At 64.4% G+C, this 16,837-nt stretch carries 18 protein-coding genes; 10 read left to right on the forward strand and 8 right to left on the reverse strand.

Annotated elements, in window-relative coordinates:
• Positions 1-77 precede the first annotated feature (77 nt).
• The 4 genes from A5658_RS13165 to A5658_RS13180 all read left to right on the forward strand — a co-directional run bounded on the left by A5658_RS13165 (position 78) and on the right by A5658_RS13180 (position 2,427).
• A complete protein-coding gene (locus A5658_RS13165; protein WP_067335304.1) occupies positions 78-344 on the forward strand; it encodes a hypothetical protein in 267 nt (88 codons plus the stop codon).
• 85 nt (positions 345-429) lie between these two features.
• Positions 430-1,647 (forward strand): PPE domain-containing protein, encoded by a 1,218-nt coding sequence (locus tag A5658_RS13170; protein ID WP_231997309.1) that lies wholly within the window; start codon positions 430-432, stop codon positions 1,645-1,647.
• A gap of 59 nt (positions 1,648-1,706) precedes the next feature.
• The gene (locus A5658_RS13175; protein WP_067335312.1) at positions 1,707-2,042 is read left to right on the forward strand and encodes a hypothetical protein; all 336 of its coding nucleotides are present in this window, start codon (positions 1,707-1,709) and stop codon (positions 2,040-2,042) included.
• 28 nt (positions 2,043-2,070) lie between these two features.
• Positions 2,071-2,427, forward strand: a complete 357-nt coding sequence (locus A5658_RS13180) for a hypothetical protein (RefSeq protein ID WP_067335315.1) — start codon at positions 2,071-2,073, stop codon at positions 2,425-2,427.
• Positions 2,428-2,573: 146 nt separating this feature from the next.
• Here A5658_RS13180 and A5658_RS13185 read toward each other — a convergent pair whose 3' ends face one another.
• From A5658_RS13185 to A5658_RS13195, 3 genes are all read right to left on the reverse strand, one after another.
• Entirely contained in the window at positions 2,574-2,933 is a 360-nt protein-coding gene (locus A5658_RS13185; RefSeq protein WP_156751446.1) for a hypothetical protein, read from the reverse strand.
• 170 nt (positions 2,934-3,103) lie between these two features.
• Entirely contained in the window at positions 3,104-3,607 is a 504-nt protein-coding gene (locus tag A5658_RS13190) for a hypothetical protein (protein WP_067335320.1), read from the reverse strand.
• Complete coding sequence (locus A5658_RS13195) at positions 3,604-3,924, reverse strand: helix-turn-helix transcriptional regulator (protein WP_231997310.1); 321 nt, start codon at positions 3,922-3,924, stop codon at positions 3,604-3,606. The genes A5658_RS13190 and A5658_RS13195 overlap by 4 nt, the downstream gene beginning before the upstream one ends.
• Before the next feature lie 79 nt (positions 3,925-4,003).
• On the opposite strand from A5658_RS13195, the gene A5658_RS13200 reads away from it, so the two are divergent.
• Positions 4,004-4,303, forward strand: a complete 300-nt coding sequence (locus tag A5658_RS13200; protein WP_067335326.1) for a DUF6247 family protein — start codon at positions 4,004-4,006, stop codon at positions 4,301-4,303.
• A gap of 21 nt (positions 4,304-4,324) precedes the next feature.
• Here the strand turns inward: A5658_RS13200 and A5658_RS13205 are convergent, their stop codons facing one another.
• Both A5658_RS13205 and A5658_RS28105 read right to left on the reverse strand, forming a co-directional pair.
• A complete protein-coding gene (locus A5658_RS13205) occupies positions 4,325-4,768 on the reverse strand; it encodes a hypothetical protein (protein WP_156751447.1) in 444 nt (147 codons plus the stop codon).
• Positions 4,769-4,963: 195 nt separating this feature from the next.
• Positions 4,964-7,582, reverse strand: coding sequence for a hypothetical protein (locus A5658_RS28105; protein WP_156751448.1), 2,619 nt, complete (start codon positions 7,580-7,582; stop codon positions 4,964-4,966).
• Positions 7,583-7,625: 43 nt separating this feature from the next.
• Between A5658_RS28105 and A5658_RS28780 the strand changes: the two genes are divergently transcribed.
• Positions 7,626-8,792: a S1 family peptidase gene (locus tag A5658_RS28780; protein WP_231997311.1), complete on the forward strand. Its 1,167-nt coding sequence runs from the start codon at positions 7,626-7,628 to the stop codon at positions 8,790-8,792.
• A 134-nt stretch (positions 8,793-8,926) separates the two neighbouring features.
• Here the strand turns inward: A5658_RS28780 and A5658_RS13220 are convergent, their stop codons facing one another.
• Positions 8,927-9,337: a hypothetical protein gene (locus A5658_RS13220; RefSeq protein WP_156751449.1), complete on the reverse strand. Its 411-nt coding sequence runs from the start codon at positions 9,335-9,337 to the stop codon at positions 8,927-8,929.
• A gap of 609 nt (positions 9,338-9,946) precedes the next feature.
• Between A5658_RS13220 and A5658_RS13225 the strand changes: the two genes are divergently transcribed.
• Positions 9,947-10,453, forward strand: a complete 507-nt coding sequence (locus A5658_RS13225; RefSeq protein WP_067335372.1) for a DinB family protein — start codon at positions 9,947-9,949, stop codon at positions 10,451-10,453.
• A gap of 88 nt (positions 10,454-10,541) precedes the next feature.
• Here A5658_RS13225 and A5658_RS13230 read toward each other — a convergent pair whose 3' ends face one another.
• Both A5658_RS13230 and A5658_RS13235 read right to left on the reverse strand, forming a co-directional pair.
• On the reverse strand, positions 10,542-11,099 hold the full coding sequence (locus A5658_RS13230) for a hypothetical protein (RefSeq protein ID WP_067335338.1): 558 nt from the start codon (positions 11,097-11,099) through the stop codon (positions 10,542-10,544).
• Between the two features lie 55 nt (positions 11,100-11,154).
• Positions 11,155-12,252 carry an FHA domain-containing protein gene (locus A5658_RS13235; protein WP_082993148.1) on the reverse strand — a complete coding sequence of 366 codons (1,098 nt, stop codon included), beginning with the start codon at positions 12,250-12,252 and terminating at the stop codon, positions 11,155-11,157.
• A gap of 425 nt (positions 12,253-12,677) precedes the next feature.
• Here A5658_RS13235 and A5658_RS29200 point away from each other — a divergent pair, with 425 nt between their 5' ends.
• The 3 genes from A5658_RS29200 (at position 12,678) to A5658_RS13250 (ending at position 16,565) form a co-directional block, all read left to right on the forward strand.
• Positions 12,678-14,621 carry a serine/threonine-protein kinase gene (locus A5658_RS29200; protein WP_067335339.1) on the forward strand — a complete coding sequence of 648 codons (1,944 nt, stop codon included), beginning with the start codon at positions 12,678-12,680 and terminating at the stop codon, positions 14,619-14,621.
• Between the two features lie 56 nt (positions 14,622-14,677).
• Positions 14,678-15,445 carry a class I SAM-dependent methyltransferase gene (locus tag A5658_RS13245; RefSeq protein ID WP_067335379.1) on the forward strand — a complete coding sequence of 256 codons (768 nt, stop codon included), beginning with the start codon at positions 14,678-14,680 and terminating at the stop codon, positions 15,443-15,445.
• A 256-nt stretch (positions 15,446-15,701) separates the two neighbouring features.
• On the forward strand, positions 15,702-16,565 hold the full coding sequence (locus tag A5658_RS13250; protein ID WP_156751450.1) for a hypothetical protein: 864 nt from the start codon (positions 15,702-15,704) through the stop codon (positions 16,563-16,565).
• Positions 16,566-16,837 lie beyond the last annotated feature (272 nt).

A 16,837-nucleotide genomic window follows, 5' to 3' on the forward strand; every position in this document is an offset into this window, starting at 1 on the left:
GAATGGCAAGTTTGCTGCCCATCCGGGGGAAGGAAAGAGAAATGTCGGGAATCGTCGGAATTAACAGCGTCCCAGCCATGGGAGGCACGGTCGGAGTCTTGCAGGGCATCCAGGCCGAGCTCGGCGCGGCCACGGCCGCCAACAGTGGAGCCGCGATGGCTGTGCTGCCGGCCGGCAACGAAGGGGCTTCCACCCTCGCGATGGCCAAGCACCACGCCACGGCCGCGGACTTCGCCGCTCAGTTCGGAGCGGGCATCGAGCAGATGATCGAACTCAGCACCACCATCCAGGCGGCGTCGGTGGCCCACGTCATCACCGACGTCGGCAGCGCTGCAGCCTTCTAAACCAGCCGACTACCCAACCAGCGCGGCCGGTCACCCCGGCCGATCTGGTAACGGCGCACGCCAAAAACACTGGAGGTGAACGACTTTGGCGACTGAACCGTGGGGCGGCTACATGCCGGAAATCAATGCCGGCCGCCAAGAAACAGGCGCCGGCCCCTCGACATGGCTGGCCTCCGGCGCGATGTGGACAGAGTTCGCCGCCCTGGTCAGTCAAGCCATGGGCGTGATGACCGCCGAGCTGGCCGCGCTCGGTATCAACTGGCAAGGCCTTGCCCCGACCGCGATGACCGCCGCCGTCGGACCCTTCATGGCATGGCTGGCAACAATGGAGGCCACCGCCGCGACCAACGCACTAGCCTGCTTCGCTGTCGCCGAGGCATTCGCGATCGCCACCGGCAGCATGATCCCGCTGCCCGCCGTCACCACCAACCGCCTCAGCGAAGCCATCGCGGAGGCAACGAATTTCCTCGGCGTGAACTCCGGGATCATCCTCGCGCTGAACGCCCAGTACGGCGACTTCTGGGGCAACAACGGCGCCGTCATGGAAACCTACGACGACGCGGTCCAGGCCGCCACTATGCCCACGCCCGCGATGCCGCCACCCCCGCTGGCCAGTGCCGCCGGCGCCGCCGGACAGATCGGCGACGCCACCGCGCAAGCCGCGGCCCAGGCCGCCCTCGGCGCCAGCACCCAGGCGACCACAAATGCTATGGGGGACACCGTTTCTGCGGCCACCGATGGCGCCGGAGCATCCGACTCGATGGGTAGCGTCATGGGCTCGGCTGGAAGCCTGCTCAGTGCACCCTCATCAGCTTTCAGTTCGGTCGGCAGCCTCGGGAGTACTCTCACCGAGCCGATGAACTCGCTGATGTCACCTTTCATGTCGATGATGAGCGGTATGGGTGGAAACACCTCGGACGCAGCAGGATTCGGCATGGGCCCCGGCAGCACCCTCGCCTCATTCACCGGCGGAGCCGGCGACGGCGCCGGAGGCGGATCCGGCATGGGAGGCGGGGGAGTGCCGATCGGCGGTGGCCTCGGCGGCGGAATGCTCGGCCAGAACTACATGGGCGCATCTGGCGGGCCCGCCCGCAGCCAACCGGTCTTCAACGGTGTCAGCGCCAAACCCAGCATGGTCGAAACCGTCGCGGCCAGCGGCCCAGGACCAGGCGGCGCCGGCGGCGGCGGGGGAATGTCGCCCATGATGCACGGCGCCGGCGGATCATCGTCCTCCAAAGGCCGCACCGGCGACACGGTCTACGCGGTACCCGACAGGCCCGCCGAAGAAGAAGAGCGAATTTAACCGCCCCCAAAAGCATTTGGTCACCAGGAAACACTGGATCGACTTTTAGAATTGCAGCTATGGAGACCGCGCAACGAGGACGCATCTGGTGGCTGATCACAGCCGCCGCGACCTTGCTTGCCTGGCTCATCGGCGCCTACCTACCCCCGGTGGCCAACCTGTGGGTTGAACTGAACCTCATCACCCCCGCCGGCCAACCCCACTTGGCCGCATTCCCCTACGACTATCCCGCCGTCGGGATCGACGGCCACACCCTGTGCTCACTGGCCGGCATCCTCATCATGGTCGCCGCCGCCACCCGCTGGATCAGCTACCTCGAGCGCCACACCCCGCCGGCCCCAGCCCTCACGCCAGAACTCCCGACCACACTCACACCACCGCCACCGCGGCCCTGACCACCACCACCAACCGGGGGAGAACACCATGACCGACACAGGTAAAAACGGCCACATCGCCGCGAACGTCCCAACCCTGCGCGACGTCTCAACCCGCCTCGGCGGCGTCGCCGACGACCTCGCAGCACTGCTACCCGAACTCAAAGAGATCGAAGCCGCCGCACGAAAAAGCGCTGCCGCCAACACAGTTGACGGCAGCGTGTCACCGATCTTCTCCCCACTGCTGGCATCGCTATCCAGCGTCACCAAGAAGGTCGGCGACAACGTGGGCCAGCTCCACGCCAACGTCTCCGGTGACGCCGCCGCGCTCAAGAAACTCGCCGACGACATGGAGGGGACCGACCACTCCCACGGCGCGCAGATCGCCGGCATCGTCACCACCTGACCTCAGCTGTAAAGCGGCGATTGCATGACTAGCGAACATAGCGCGTATAGCATGTAACGCTCGGCCGGGTCGGCTGCATAAACGCCGTGCAACGCCCCCACGGTGCGTCACAGTGACGGAACGCGGGTGCGGGCGTCGGGACCGGTCTACGACGGGCAGTCGTAGGCGTAGGCGGACCCGCCGACGTTCTCGCCGCCCCGAATGACGATCGCCGACATCCCACTGATATCGCCGTCGACGAGCACAATGATCGTTTTGGCTCCCCGACCCCAGATCCAACTGATGTTGTGATCGTTGGATTGCGTTCTGCACCAAGGCAATCCGCTCAACGATTTCTCAAGCGGCAGCAGCGCGGACTCCTGAGCTACGGCGTCGTTAAAAGACAGGTGGGTGTCCCACCGCTCGGCCCCCGCCGCCGTATCGTCGGCCGGCTCGAGCTTCGCGCCGGCAGGCACGCGTACACCGGGAAAGAGCTGCGACGGCTGAGCATTCGACGGATCAGCCACCGCAATCGGGCAACCAGCGACTAGCGCCGCGACAGCAGCGAGCCCAAGCCTCGCCAAGCGTAGGCCTCCGTCGACGCTGCCTGCGGGCCTGGAGATCATTCCCGAATGCTAGCCCCGGCGGCTACGGCAGTGGGCCGGATCGAACAGCCTGGATAGCAACCGCGCAGACTTCAACGCGGCCGCGGGGGAGGACGTTGCGCGAGAAGCTCACGTAGCGTCGGCAAAATCCGCTGGTCCTTGGGTCGATTCGCGGCTTGCTTGGAGCGAATCACGTCGCCGAGCGAGGCGATCAGCACCGGGCTGTCATACAGGTCCGTCGCTACAGCCGCCCGCAACAAATCCGGATAGCCAGCTGTCCCCGACGGCCGCAACGACAGATCAACATCGCCGGCGTCGGTCACCAGATTCCACGTCTCGGCCGCAGCAAGCGACGCCCCGTCACACGGTAACGGCACCCCTTCCGGAACGCCCTCAGTACGGATGCGGGCGTTGAGCCCGCGAAGAGCGCCCGCCAGGCGCTCAAGATTGTCCTGGTCAGCCTCCGGTGTGATGTCGAGATCCTCTGTCGGAAAGGGTGATCCGTGAAAAACCGCCGCGATCCCGCCAATCACGACATAGTCCACCCCGCCGGCGTGTAGAGCTGCCAACAGTCGAGGCAGGTCGAGCTCGATCACGGCTCACCCGCCCCGCGCAACGCACGGAACTGACGCGCCACCCGGGCATGCCGGTCCAGCCGCTCTTCACCGGACAGCTCCACCAGGCGAGCGGCCTGGGCCATGTCGCTGTCGTCACGCGGCACCAGGTGCAGCTCGAGGTCCAGCCCGCAGAGCCGCACCAACCGGATCACGTCGTTCAGGCTGACCGCAGTCGTCCCTGATTCCCAACGGGCAATGGAAGGCTGGCCAGTTTCAGCGCGCGCCGCCAGCTCGGCCTGGGTGAGACCGGCACGGAGGCGAGCTTCCCGTATCAAATCCCCGCCGTACGACGTCACAAGCGCAGTATACCTGATCTGGTATATCACCGACGCTGGTGCGGTAACCCGTAGCCGGGCGCATGCGACACTCGACCCCATGTTGTCGGCGCCGACCGGAATCGAACGCACGGGCCCTGCCATTCGCGCGGTCCTGGCGCAGCACGCCCCCGAGCAGCTCGCCGACTTCGCCGCGCAGTTCCGCATCGCCTTGGCCACCGCCGACGACAATTTCGACCTGCGCCCAGCGCAAGCCGTCATCGACAAGTGGTGGCCGATCGCGTATCTGAGGCTGCACCCGCTGACCGAAGAGGAACGCGAAACGGTCACCCGAGTCCGAGCCGGCGACTACACGGGCCTGTGGTCAAAAGATGACGACGGAAACTGGGTGAAGCTCTAATCAGTTGGCGAGTAGCGGCTTTCAGCAGTCAGTGAGGCGTGTACGCAGCGCCTCGACGAACGCCGGCCGCACCCCGGGCGGGACGTCGGCCACCGCTCGCCGCCGCCAACTCTCCGGCGCGGCCGCCAGCAACGGCGCGTCAGCGGGCCACCCCAACGCACCACAGTCCCGAACAAAAGCCAGACGTGCAGGCTCATCGAAAATGGCTGCATTGAACGACATTTGCGTGCTGTACACCGCCTGCTGCAACGCATTGGGCAGCGTGTACCGGTGCCAGTCGTCGTTCTCGCAGCGGCCCTCAGCGATAGCGTCGCGCAGCATAAAACTTACGTCGAAGAGCATCACGGTGGTTGCCTGGTACCAAGAATTGACCGATTCCTGAACGCCGCCGGCGCCGCCAGCAGAATGCTCCCACGGCTGAATCTCGATACCAGCCAAATCCATTGCCGCTGCAGCGATCGCCACACAACTCGTCTCGCCAGCGGCCGGTAGGTCGTGGCGCCACCCACTACGCAACTCACCCGTGCGGGCCGCCCACAACGTCGTCAACCACAAATAGCAGCGCGCACCAACTCCGCGCGCCATCGCCGCGTCGGGTCGATCCAGCGTCGCCTGCTCAAAGCAGAACAGGGTCAGGGCATCCCACGATGAGTGCCGCATTCAGCGCCAGCTGTCAGGTCGCACACTGAGCATCGCCGACGCCGCGTAGGCGACATCAGCGGGACGATTGTCTCGAATCGCCTGCAACCCTTCGACATACAGATACGTGGCGGTGACCGCCGGAAGCTCGTCCTTACGGTCACGGCCGCGACCCCACCGCATCGCCCACAACATCGCGGTCGCCTGACTCAAGTCATCAGCCGTCGCGTCCCGAAAGCCCCACAGCTCACCAAACGACGTCAACGCCGCGACCGCATCGTCCTCCCGAATTGGAAGATTCCGGGCGATCTCCACCCGCGGCGACACCGCCGGCGCCGCCCGATGCTGCGCAATCAACGCCGACGTCTCATCCGTACCCTGCACAACCTCTTTCACGTCCCCGCTCTGCCCCGGGAACAAGATCGCATCCGGATCATTCGACACCAGATACACCAACCGGCCCGCGACGCTCTCGTACTTATTGGCCAACGCCGCCAACTTCCGGCCCGCATGCTGGTTACCGTTCCAGTCCGCCGCGAACGTGTCCCGCACGGGCTGCGCGGACAACAACTCCATCCCGGCCGGCGCCGACATGCCCAACGGCAGCAACGACAACGCGTCACTGGTCGCCAAGATGTACCGCAACCGCGGCTGCAGCACATCACCAACCGCGAACACGCCAACCGCAAGCCGCGTCGACTCCCAGCCGCGCTGCCGGAACACCTTCACTAAACCGGCGAGCTGATTCTCCGCCGCCGCATACTCGGGTGGCAGACCCAGAATCCGTTCCACCGCAGAATCATTGGGCACCGTACGGCCCTTCGATGACGACACCTCGCGGGCAACGATCGCCCCACCCACCGTCGCCGGCACGGCAGCCAGCACCGGCGACACCGAACCCGCGCCACCACCCACAGCACCCCCGCCACTCATCGGAGGCATCATCGGCATACCGCCCATACCCCCCGCGGGTGCCGGCCCGCCAGTCGGATACTCAGCAAGCGCCCCACCAGCTGGCGGCTGACCCGCAACCGGGGACGGGGCAAGCGAATTCGCCGCCGCACCGTTATGCCCGTGCGCAGCAGGCTGTTCAACAGTCGCTGGCTGCACCAGGCCGGCCTGCTGCGAAACCGGAGCGCCCGGCGGGGCCGGGTCGGCCGACAACTCAGTAACCGGAGCCGACACCGCCGGCGCCCCAGTCGTCACCGGCGCCGCCGGCGACGGAGCCCCACTAAACGACGACGACGGATTGTTCAGGCCCGGGTTGGTGTTGGCCGACGAATACGGATCCATGTGCCGCGGCCCATCGAACTGCGTGTGGACGCCATCGTGCTTACCGTCCTTGCTGTCACCATCATGACCATCGTGCTTACCGTCACCACCACCATCGGGCCCGTTGCCGTTCCCAGTCCCGTTGTCGCCGTTGCCGTTTCCGCCATCGGGGCCCTGGCCGCCGTTACCGCTCCCGTTGTCCGCGTTCTGCGCGGCCAGCAACTTGTCCATCTGGTGCTCCGACACCGGCACACCACCACCGTGGTCGCCGCCATGCTCGCCCCCGCCGCCCATCTTGCCCATAGCATCCGTAAACGGCTTGGTCATCTCACCGAGGCCGCTGCCGCCGCCTGGCGCTTGCGGGGCCTGCGGCGGCTGCATCGGCATCTGCTGCTGACCCATTCCCGCAGGCATCGCAGAACCCAGCCCCTGTCCGCTCGCCGGCAGACCGCCCGGCTTCTGCCCACCACCGCCATCAGCACCCGCACCCGCAGGGTCCGGAGCGGAGAACTTCGGCATCGACGACGACGAGGGAGCGGACGAGGGAGTGGACGCCGGCGGCGCCGGCGCAGCAGGGGCGGCCGGAGCCGCAGGCGCCGCCGGCATACCAGGCGCCGGCGGCGTCAAACCCGGGTTCATGTTCCCCGGCGAGTACGTTCCAGGCGGCGCGAAGTCCGTTGGAAGGCCACCGGATGAAACCTGGGGCGGCACCTCGCCGGAAAGGGACGGGACGCCGTCTTCGGAGAAGCTGCCGGAACCGAAGATGCCTGGATCGCGGAAGCCGTCGCCGATAGTGGTGGTCCCGTCCAAGCCGGACCCGGATCCGAGGTAAGGGGAGTCAGCGGCTCCGTCGCTCATCTCTGAGGGGAGCTGTAGCGGAGGTGAGAGTTCCGGGACGCCGTCGGTGGCGGCCCCTGAGCCGTCGAAGTCGTCCTGCTTCGGAGCATCCGCATCAGGGATTTCCGGAGTGCCGGCGAAGGGCGCGGGAATGGAATCGGAGGTCACCGCGCGATCGGCCGCCGAGAGCGCGGAATCCAGCGTGCGCTTTGCGGTACTGACCATGTCCTTGCTCGATTGAAGATCAGCATCCTTGGCCTTCTGGGTCGCCCCGGCCGCCCCCTTCGCCTCCTGCTGCTCAGTGATCGTCGGCAAGCTATGAATCAACTCATGGGCCTCAACCGCGGCGTTCATCGCGGACTTAGCCGTCTTGACGGCCTCAGCCGAATACTTCGCCCAGCCAGACGCTTTCGCGAAATCCTCAGCCTGCTGCAAATGCTTGGTGATATGCAACCCCGACTGCCTCTGCAGCTCCTCGGTCGTCTTGCTGTCGGTCTCCGACTCCGCGTACTGCTGCCCATCGCGATGCACCTGCGCAGCCTTCTGCGCCTTCCCCGCGTTCTGCAAAAGGTCCTTGGCAAGGTTCGAATACGAATCCTCGCTCTCGGTCGGCCAGCTATCGCCGATCACCTCAGACGCGCAGTCCCCAGTTGACTTGTCGATCGCCATCATTACCCCCGGCGTAATCATCTGCTTCGATTCGCCCCAATCCTATCGCCAGCAAATGGCTATGACCTGGCCCAACGCGGGAAATACCGTTCTTTGCGAAGGATTTGAAAAACGAGACGCCGAGCTGGCAAACAGAGACGCGCAATTGAGCTGGGCGAAGAACTGGTTTGCCTCTCGGCGATCGAGCGAACCGAATTTCTTCGATTCGGAGTCGACGACGCGCGAACTGGTGCGTGGCGTGGCCATCTGCACGCGAATAACGCTTCTTGCGCGTCCGCACGCCTTCCGACCGGCCTCGGCGGCGGATACAATTAGGTTGACTTATAGCCACTACCAGACGGAGGTGACAACGATGAAGAAGACCATGACCGGCGGAGCGTTCTCCGCGCTGCTGGCGACCATTGCTGTCGCCGTCGCGCCTCTGGCCGCGGCCACGCCGCCGCTGCCGGCCTCGCCCGCTATCACGCCCGGCGCGGGACTGGTGTCAACCAACGCCGCAGGAAGTGAAGGCACGACCTGCACCGCTGGCTGGTTGGCGCGCGACAGTGCTGGCCGCGAGGTCATGCTTTCCGCGGGCCACTGCACCCGTGGCGGCGCTGTCTCGATCAAGTATTCAGTGACGGGCGCATACGAAAAGATCGGCGCCTTCTCATCTGCTGTGAATGAAGGTGCTTTCGGCGCAGATCGCGACTTCGGCGTGATTGCTCTGGACAGCGCCATTCCAGTCGACACTCGCATCTTGGATCGTCGCCCCGTTGTCGGAGCGACGAGCAAGGTGGCGGTGGGAGACGTTCTGTGCAAGTACGGCAGCCTGACGCAGAGACGTTGTGGCCCTGTCACCGAAGTGACGCCTTCTGAAGTCGTGTTCGCCACCGCTGGCGAAGGCGGCGACTCCGGTGGTCCGGTGTACCTCATCCGGCCCGACGGGAACGCAGTCGCGGTGGGCGTCACCGTTCGTGGCGACAGCGAGATTTCCGCAGCGGAGCTGATCGAGCCGTGGCTGAGGGATATGCGGCTGACGCTTGACACGAGGCCATCGCCCACGGCACAGCGCGCCGCATTCGGTCGGTAAGCCCCTAACCTCCAAACGCGGCGGTAGAAACGGCCGGGTCGGACTGGTGTTCAGGCCCGGTCGTTTCGCGCGTGTAGTGCTGAGACAAGCGAATTGCCGGTTAGGTGTGCTGTCTCATGAGGTTGGTTACACGGTCAGGCGGGGATGGCGTCGGTGGGTGCTGCCTGACCTTCGAGGAGGACGACGTAGCCGGTGCTGGGGCCGGTGATGCCAGGCCGCCAAGACGAGGGCACCATGCGCAAGTGGTGGCTCGCGGTGAGCCATAGATCGACTGCTGCGAAGACGGCGGGTAGCGGTGAGTCGAGTTCAGTTTCGGCGATGATCGTCTCGACGATCTCGGGTTTCGGGTCGTCGTCCCAGTACCGGGTCTCTTCGCGGATCAGCGTGGCTTCGAATGGTTGCTCTGGATTTTCTTGGGACAGTTCACATTTCATATGAACCTGAATGTCTGGCCCGCTGTTGTTCGGTGCGGGGTCTGCGGCGGCGCGTTCGGTGTCGCTGACCTGATTCGCCGGGTTGGCGTCATGCGTCCGATTCGTCGTCATGTGCCGCACCTCTCATCCATCAGTAGGTGCTACACATCAAAGCATATCAATATGTAGCAGTGCAACTACTTCGACCATTTTTGGACACTCGCCTGTTCGCAGCCGCGAATACAGCTCTGACATGCAGTAATCGAAAATGACAGCCCTCGTACTGAGGAATGATTGATACCTGCCGGGCCGCGATACAGCTTGGTCCAAGTTGTAGCAGTGCCGTAGTACGGACCACCGACGACGACGACGAAGAAGAAGAAGAACGAGGAGGAGCAGCAGCAGCGCCGCCACCACCACCACCATCACCATCATCATCCGGACGTGAGTTGACTCGTTGAGAGATTGCCTTCTGCGGCTCATCTCGGCGCACGTCGAGCCCTTCTTCTGCGTGGTAGCGTCACCGACACGGCTCAGGATTGACCTTCTCGGTCTCCGCGAGCCTTTCCTCGAGTGCGAAATACGGCAACCTGCCCATAGGTTGGCCTCGAGAACCGCGCAAACCTCTCCCAGCACCGCCCGGGGACATCGCGCGCGTAGTCGGCAACAGCCAACCTGATTGCAGGCGCTGGCATCCAAAAGCGCTAACCCACAACCCCTTTGATGCGAATGGAGATCTCGATGACCGCTGCACTGAACCCGGGAAGACCGTTTACCGGATCCGAGCGCCAAATATTGGAGAACACCTTGCAGCTCCACCGCGACGAACTCGTGGCCACTGTGGACCGTTTGTCCGATGAGCAGGCGCGCCGGCGACTGGTGCCCTCGTTGACCACCCCGATCTCGTTGATCAAGCATTGCGCTGCCGCGGAGAGGATTTGGTTTCAACGCACGATGGCCGGCATACCCGTCGGCGAATGCGATGGCCACGCCGTGGGCGGCGACGGCAGCTTTCATGTCGCCGCGGATGAAACTTTGCGCGATGTCATCGCCGAGTACACCGCGGCATGCGCGCGGTCCGATGCGATCGCTGCAGAACACGGCCTTGACGACACCGCTGTGCATCCACTCGTCGGCCAGGTGAGCCTTCGCTTCATCTACCTCGGCATGATCGGGGAAGTTGCCCGCCACGCTGGCCACGCCGACATCCTCGCCGAGCAGCTCCGTTCGTTTGCGAGGTCCGAATGACTCGCGCTGGCAAGCCATTACAGTGGTTTGCCAGATGTCGCGGTCGACAGGCGAGTCATCGGCTAGGCGGGGTGGTCTGCGCCGGCCGTCAGGTGTGAACTTTCCAGCCGGCGACGGTCAGCGCCGGCGAAGTGGAGTTGGGACTGTCCGTGGCCGGGTCGATGAACTTCACGTAGACATCGCCTTGGCTCTGCAGGCCATACCCGATGAACCCGTGGGCGGTCTGGCCGGTGGTGACACTGCCCTGGCGCAACGGCGGCAGCTTGTTGATCTTGGTGTAGTCGACGTTGAAATCGGCGCCCAGCCAGTGAGCGTCGTTCGGGTGGGTGAAGGGTTGGTCACCGCCGCCGTAACCGGCGACGATGTCAATGGCGTTGTAGTCGAACGGCTTCGGCGATGTCCCGATGATCGTCAGTTCGATGACATTGCACGACCATCCACCCGCGCAGCCAGCGGGAAACCAGGACGCGCTGTCGAGTGTGATGTCGGCCGTGGCGCCGTTGGCTGATTTGGCGTGCACCGGTTTGCCGATCTGGCCGACGGGGAAGGGCGGCTTCTCTGGATCCGCGACACCCGTCGGGGTCGACAAGCACGCTGCGGCTACGAGCGTCACCAAGGCCAGCGGGATGGTCAGACACAGGCGCATAGGTCAACGCTAACCGCAGGGGCCCGGCGTTGATGAGCGTTGCCGAATTGTCCGGCTATCGGCGGCGGTTGAGTGCGGCAAGGGCCGCTTTGATTGCGTCACGGGTGTTGGCGTCGACCCCGATCTCGGATTCGACAGCCTCGATTGCGCTCGTCGGCACGCCGGCCGCGTTCGCGGCGTCTTCCGTGCTCAGCTCGTGGCGTTGCCTGGCCGCATATAGCTGCTGGCCGAGTGTGGCGCTGGGGGCTCGCGCAGCGCGCAGCATGAGTTCGCGGTAGGTCTTGCGGACTGCGCTGAGGGTGAGGGTGACGTCGGGAGCGCCTTTGGCGCTTTGCGCAGCGTTGGCGGCGACAGCTTCGAGCCGGCGCAGGTCGCCCAGCAGAGTCGCAACGCGGTCTTTGAACGCGGGATCGTTGGGCTCAGGCAGTGTGGCGATTGCTGATTTGATTGTGCCCAGGGCCAATTCGGCGGCGTCAGTCAGCAGAGAAGTTCGCACCGTGCTGCTGTCCGCGGACGCGCCGTTGTCGGATTCGATTCGGGCGGTCGCATTTTCGGTACCTTGCCGCCGCAAGTCGCTGATGTGGCCTTGCGGCCACTGGAGCGCGTGTTCGAGTTGTGTGCGCGTCGCGGGCCGCGGCCATCGGCGGCCTTTCTCGAACGCGGCCAGGCCGCCGGCGTTGACGATGCCGGCGCGCGCCAGGCTGCGTTGTGAGACGTTGAGTTCGTCGCGGCGTGCGGCGACTGCCGCGCCGGCGAATGCGACTCCGGGGTCGGTGACCTCAACATCCTCGGCGCTGTTGGCGTCGAGGGCGGGCTCGATGGTCACCGCGACCCCGGTGGGGCTGCCCAGGTTGAGGGCGAGTTTGTCGCGGATGGTGATGGTGGATTGGCGTTCTCCGTCGACGAAGATTCCGTTTCTGCTGCGATCGTGCGCGACCCATCCACTCACGGGATCGTGGTCGATGTGTACGTGGGTTCGGGAGATGTGCTCGTCGCCGACGATGATGTGGGCCGGTTGGTCGCGGCCGATGATGATCGGGGCGTCGGAGGGTTCGAACGTGCGGGATTGGGTCCCGGCGCGGATCTTGAGAGCGGCGGTGGTGCGCATCGCCGCCGTCTCCGGGGAAGGTGACGGTCCCTGAATGGCTTGCATAGTGATCACGCTCCCGGGGTTGCCTCGCCGCCTAATGCTACAACTAAGGGAGTGCGTAACCTAGCGCGGGTCATCCAGGCTGCTTCACTCTATCCAGGGACAGGTCGGAGTGAGTTCTGCAGAGATCGGCGTTGCCGAGCTGCCCTACCGGCCGCAAATCAGTAATTCAACCTGCTGAAATGGTGGTGCGTGACGGTGAGGATCGGCTCGCCGGTCAGGTTGCCGTCTCTGCCGTCACATGCCCCTTGGCGTGCCATACCTGTACTTAACTAAATGTGTAGCAGGGCTTCGCCGCGGCGCTTAATGGCATGCTCAGTCGGCGACGAAGTATCGCCTGGGTGTGGCGTACACACAACTTCGATTACGTGAGTACAGGACGGAGGCGTCTCGCGTTTACGGTTTAAACTTTCGTTGACGAATGAGAGATGGGACTGCTGTTGTCCGGGGACGAGGCGCCGCCGCGTGGCGGTGAGACCGCTGAGTGGCGCACCGGCTCGCAATTCGGCCCCTACCTGCTGAAAAGACTCTTGGGCAGCGGCGGGTTCGGTGAAGTCTACGAAGCCGTCGACAACAGCAAGAACCGAACGGTCGCGCTAAAGGTGCTGCCGCCATCCTGTACCGCGAATCCGAGTTTCCGGCAGCGCCTGTTCCGTGAGGCATCGACCGCCGGCCGGCTCAACGAATCCCATGTGGTGCCCATCCACGATTACGGCGAAATCGACGGCCAGCTCTACATCGACATGCGCCTGATCCCCGGCACCGACCTGCGAGCCGTGCTGGCCGGTAGCGGTCCACTTGGTGTCGACCGCGCCGTATCGATTACCAGTCAGATCGCCTCAGCCCTTGACGCCGCACACGCCGAGCAGATTGTGCACCGCGACGTGAAACCCGCGAACATCTTGCTCGCCCCCGACGATTACGCCTGTCTGGTCGATTTCGGCTTGGCCAACGCCGCAACCGACGCGAAACTCACCAGCGCCGGTGCGACCCTGGGCACGTTCGCCTATATGGCTCCCGAGCGATTCGGCGGGCTCGAAGTCGACTACCGCGTCGACATTTACGCTCTGGCCTGTGTTCTGCACGAGTGTCTGACCGGGGCGCAGCCCTATCAAGCATCCGACAACGTCGGCCTCATCGCCGCCCATCTGGCCACCCCTATTCCGCAGCCAAGCCTCCACGAGGGTGTGCCGGCTGGCTTCGACGCGGTCATCGCCTGCGGCATGGCCAAACAGCCCGACCAGCGCTACGTCAGCGCCGGCGACCTGGCCGCCGCCGCACGCGAAGTGCTGACCGGCGCACCGCAGTCGTCTCGGGTCGCGGATTCCGTGGAGGAGTCCAAGCGGGCGGTACCGCGATCCCGGCGGCGCCGCGCAGTGTTCGTTGCTGGCGCCGCGCTGCTGGTCGTGGTCGCGGGGGTCGCGTCGATTCCGTTCTGGAAGGGGCAGCGTCCCAGCCCGCCAGCCCCAGCCGCGAGTACGGTTTTCGCCCGCATCGGCGCCACCATCCCGGTCGGCAAGCACCCCGAGGGGGTAGCGGTAGATCCGGCCCTGCATCGCGCTTACACCGCTGACTACGGCGACAACGCGGTGTCGGTTATCGACACCGCCACCCACACGGTTGCCGCCAAGATCCCGGTCGGCCGTGGGCCGATCGGCATCGCCGTCGACCCGGTCGCCCACACGGTTTACACCGCCAACAATCGCGACGACAGCGTGTCGGTTATCGACCCGGTGGCCGGGTCCGTTACCGCCTCGATCGACGTCGGCACCAACCCGTGGGGCATCGCTGTCGACCCGGCCACCCATACCGCCTACGTGGCCAACAACTGGGACAACACCGTCGCGGTCATCAGCACCGAAAATCACACCGTGACGTCGACCGTTCAGGTCGGCAAGCACCCCGAAATGGTCGCTGTCGACTCGTTCACCCATACCGCTTATGTCACCAATAACAGCGACGGCACGCTCTCAGTAATCGACGCCAACGGCGGCGCGGTCACGACGAGCACGATCAGCGTCGGTAACGGACCGCTCGGTGTCGCCGTCGATCCCGCCGCGCACATTGCCTACGTCGCCAACTACGCCGACAACACCATCGCGGTCGTCGACGTCACAGCCCGCGCCGTGACAGCAACTATCCGGGCTGGCACCAACCCCTGGGGCATCGCCGTCGACCCGAGTGCCCACACCGCCTACGTCACCAACAGCAGCGACGGCACCGTCGCGGCGATCGACACCACGTCGCGCGCTGTCACAACTGACATCAAAATCGGAAATCGTCTGTGGGACATCGCCATCGACCCGAGAACGCACACCGGCTACACCGCTAACAGCAACAACACCATGTCGGTCATCGAGCCTGCACACTAATGGGCCACGGGGACCGAGAACACCAATGAGAGGAGCCGTTCGGCATGATTGACGGTGTGGAACGCACATTTGACGAGCTGGTCGCCGAAGCAGACGCGGTCGATGTCTCAGGGTGGGACTTCTCGTGGCTCGACGGCCGAGCCACCGAGCAACGTCCATCCTGGGGATATCAGCGGCTGCTGAAAGAGCGGCTCCCGCAGGTGCATTCTGCGCTCGACCTGTACACCGGCGGTGGGGAAGTGCTCGCCGGTGCTCAACCGTTCCCGCCGACCATGGTGGCCACCGAGCCGTGGCCGCCGAACATCAACCCAGCCACCCAGCTGCTGCATCCCCTCGGCGCGGTCCTGGTGGCCACCACCGAAGAGCCGCCACTGCCGTTCGGGGACAACGCATTTGACCTTGTTACCAGCCGCCACCCCTCGCATGTGTGGTGGGACGAATTCGCCCGCGTCCTCAAGCCGGGCGGCTCCTACTTCGCCCAGCACGTCGGCATCATCTACCTACGCACGCTGCGCGAATTCTTCCTGGGCCCGCAACCCAAGGATCGACAGATCCGCGGCCAGCTGAACGTCGACACAGTCGGCGCGGACATCGCTGCCGCAGGCCTCGAACTCGTCGACCTGCGCCACGAAGAGATCAAAGAGGAATTCTTCGACATCGGCGCAATCGTGTACTTCTTGCGCAAACTCAGCTGGGTGGTCCCCGATTTCAGCGTCGCCAAGTACCGCGACAAACTTCGCGAACTGCACGACCAGATCGGCGCCGACGGCAGCTTCATCACCCACAGCTCGCGACTTCTTGTCGACGCACGCAAACCACACTGAGTCTCAGACAGGCTCGCGTTTCGGGCTGGGTGAATTAGCCGCCAGCAACCACGGCGCTGACGCTGCTGTATGCAGTGGTGGCGAACACTGCAGGCCACGAGCTTCAGATGTCGCCCGTTCGGCGGACATGCGCGAATTAGCGCACCCGCTATCGGTCAACCAGTTAAATTCCGTGGGGTCCCGCCAACCCGTCGTCCAGCAAACGCCCGCTGGGTCGACGCCGCCGGCAAATGGGCCTGTAGAAGAGGAAAACTGAATGGCCGACGCGCCTGCGCGCTGTATGCGTGCGATATGGCTGCTCCTCGTGACGTTGCTCGCCGCCGCAGGCACCTTGGACTCCTCGCCGAGTAATCTCGCGCGCGATACGTCCAAAAAGCCGGAAAAGCCCTCACACGCAAAGATATTCAGGGCTTGGCTCATGCGTCCCTGGTCCCCGTTGATGCGGTTTATCGTCAAAACCGGTCTGGCATCCGCGGCGCTGGCGGTGTTCGGTATCTACGAAGCGCATTGGTTACCCGGCAGCTTCCCAGACCACCTTGCCCTGATTACGAAGAGCCTGACGCCTGACAGCTCCCACTGGGCGGAGTGGTGGACGGCCTACGCCACGCTCGGGTTGTGTGGCATCGCGATCATCGCGGCCTTTGTCGCTAGAGGCCAGGTAATGCTGACGCGAAAGGTCCAGCGCAGCCAGACGTTCCTTGAGGTCTCGCAACGCTGGAACAACGACCAGTTCCGCAACACGCGGATCGAGATCCGCGATGTGTACTGCCCCACCAAAAACCCCGACGCCGTAAAGGATTACCTGCTAGGTCTTTTGCACCAGAGCAACAAGCACAATTACTGGTTGTGTATGGAAGCGCTCAACTTCTTCGAAACAGTTGCGGTGCTCAGGAAACAAGACGCGTTGACGTTCGAGGTCGTGAGCAAAGTGTGGGGCTTCGTCATCTGGGACTACTGGGCAATGATGCATACCTTTGTGCAGTATCAACGCGAAAACGCGACCCCATACGATCCTTATTTCTGCAAGGAGTTCGAAGAACTCGCCATCCTGATCGCCCGGAAACACTGCTGGAGCGCACCTGACGACCCTCACGGTGAAAAGCCGGGGGCCGGCAAGTAGCAGCATCAGCTCGCCGGCTGGTCGATCACCAGCCGCTCACGACTTGCGCACACCTAAATCAGCTGCGCTGCAAGGCGGCCGTTGAGTTTTCTTCTAGGGACAGGTCGAGGTTGGCCGGCGCCGGGCTCATTACAACGCCTTCGCAGCTCAACTGACGACCAGAGGCATCAACTTTGCGCTCTACGCCATCTGGGCGGGGACTGTCGCAATAAGGGTGTAAACGGCCTGATCGGCCCCGGTGTGTCGGGGCCGGAAAGGTCGCCTGATGACCG

It is taken from the genome of Mycobacterium sp. 1245111.1 (genome assembly GCF_001673405.1).
In the GTDB taxonomy this organism is placed as follows: domain Bacteria; phylum Actinomycetota; class Actinomycetes; order Mycobacteriales; family Mycobacteriaceae; genus Mycobacterium.

Coding starts and splice junctions, on each gene's coding strand:
- A5658_RS13220 (WP_156751449.1), bottom strand. CDS start 9,337: ATGACGACGAATCGGACGCATGACGCCAACCCGGCGAATCAGGTCAGC.
- A5658_RS13175 (WP_067335312.1), top strand. CDS start 1,707: ATGGAGACCGCGCAACGAGGACGCATCTGGTGGCTGATCACAGCCGCC.
- A5658_RS13180 (WP_067335315.1), top strand. CDS start 2,071: ATGACCGACACAGGTAAAAACGGCCACATCGCCGCGAACGTCCCAACC.
- A5658_RS13230 (WP_067335338.1), bottom strand. CDS start 11,099: ATGCGCCTGTGTCTGACCATCCCGCTGGCCTTGGTGACGCTCGTAGCC.
- A5658_RS29200 (WP_067335339.1), top strand. CDS start 12,678: ATGGGACTGCTGTTGTCCGGGGACGAGGCGCCGCCGCGTGGCGGTGAG.
- A5658_RS13235 (WP_082993148.1), bottom strand. CDS start 12,252: ATGCAAGCCATTCAGGGACCGTCACCTTCCCCGGAGACGGCGGCGATG.
- A5658_RS13225 (WP_067335372.1), top strand. CDS start 9,947: ATGACCGCTGCACTGAACCCGGGAAGACCGTTTACCGGATCCGAGCGC.
- A5658_RS13165 (WP_067335304.1), top strand. CDS start 78: ATGGGAGGCACGGTCGGAGTCTTGCAGGGCATCCAGGCCGAGCTCGGC.
- A5658_RS13200 (WP_067335326.1), top strand. CDS start 4,004: ATGTTGTCGGCGCCGACCGGAATCGAACGCACGGGCCCTGCCATTCGC.
- A5658_RS13250 (WP_156751450.1), top strand. CDS start 15,702: ATGGCCGACGCGCCTGCGCGCTGTATGCGTGCGATATGGCTGCTCCTC.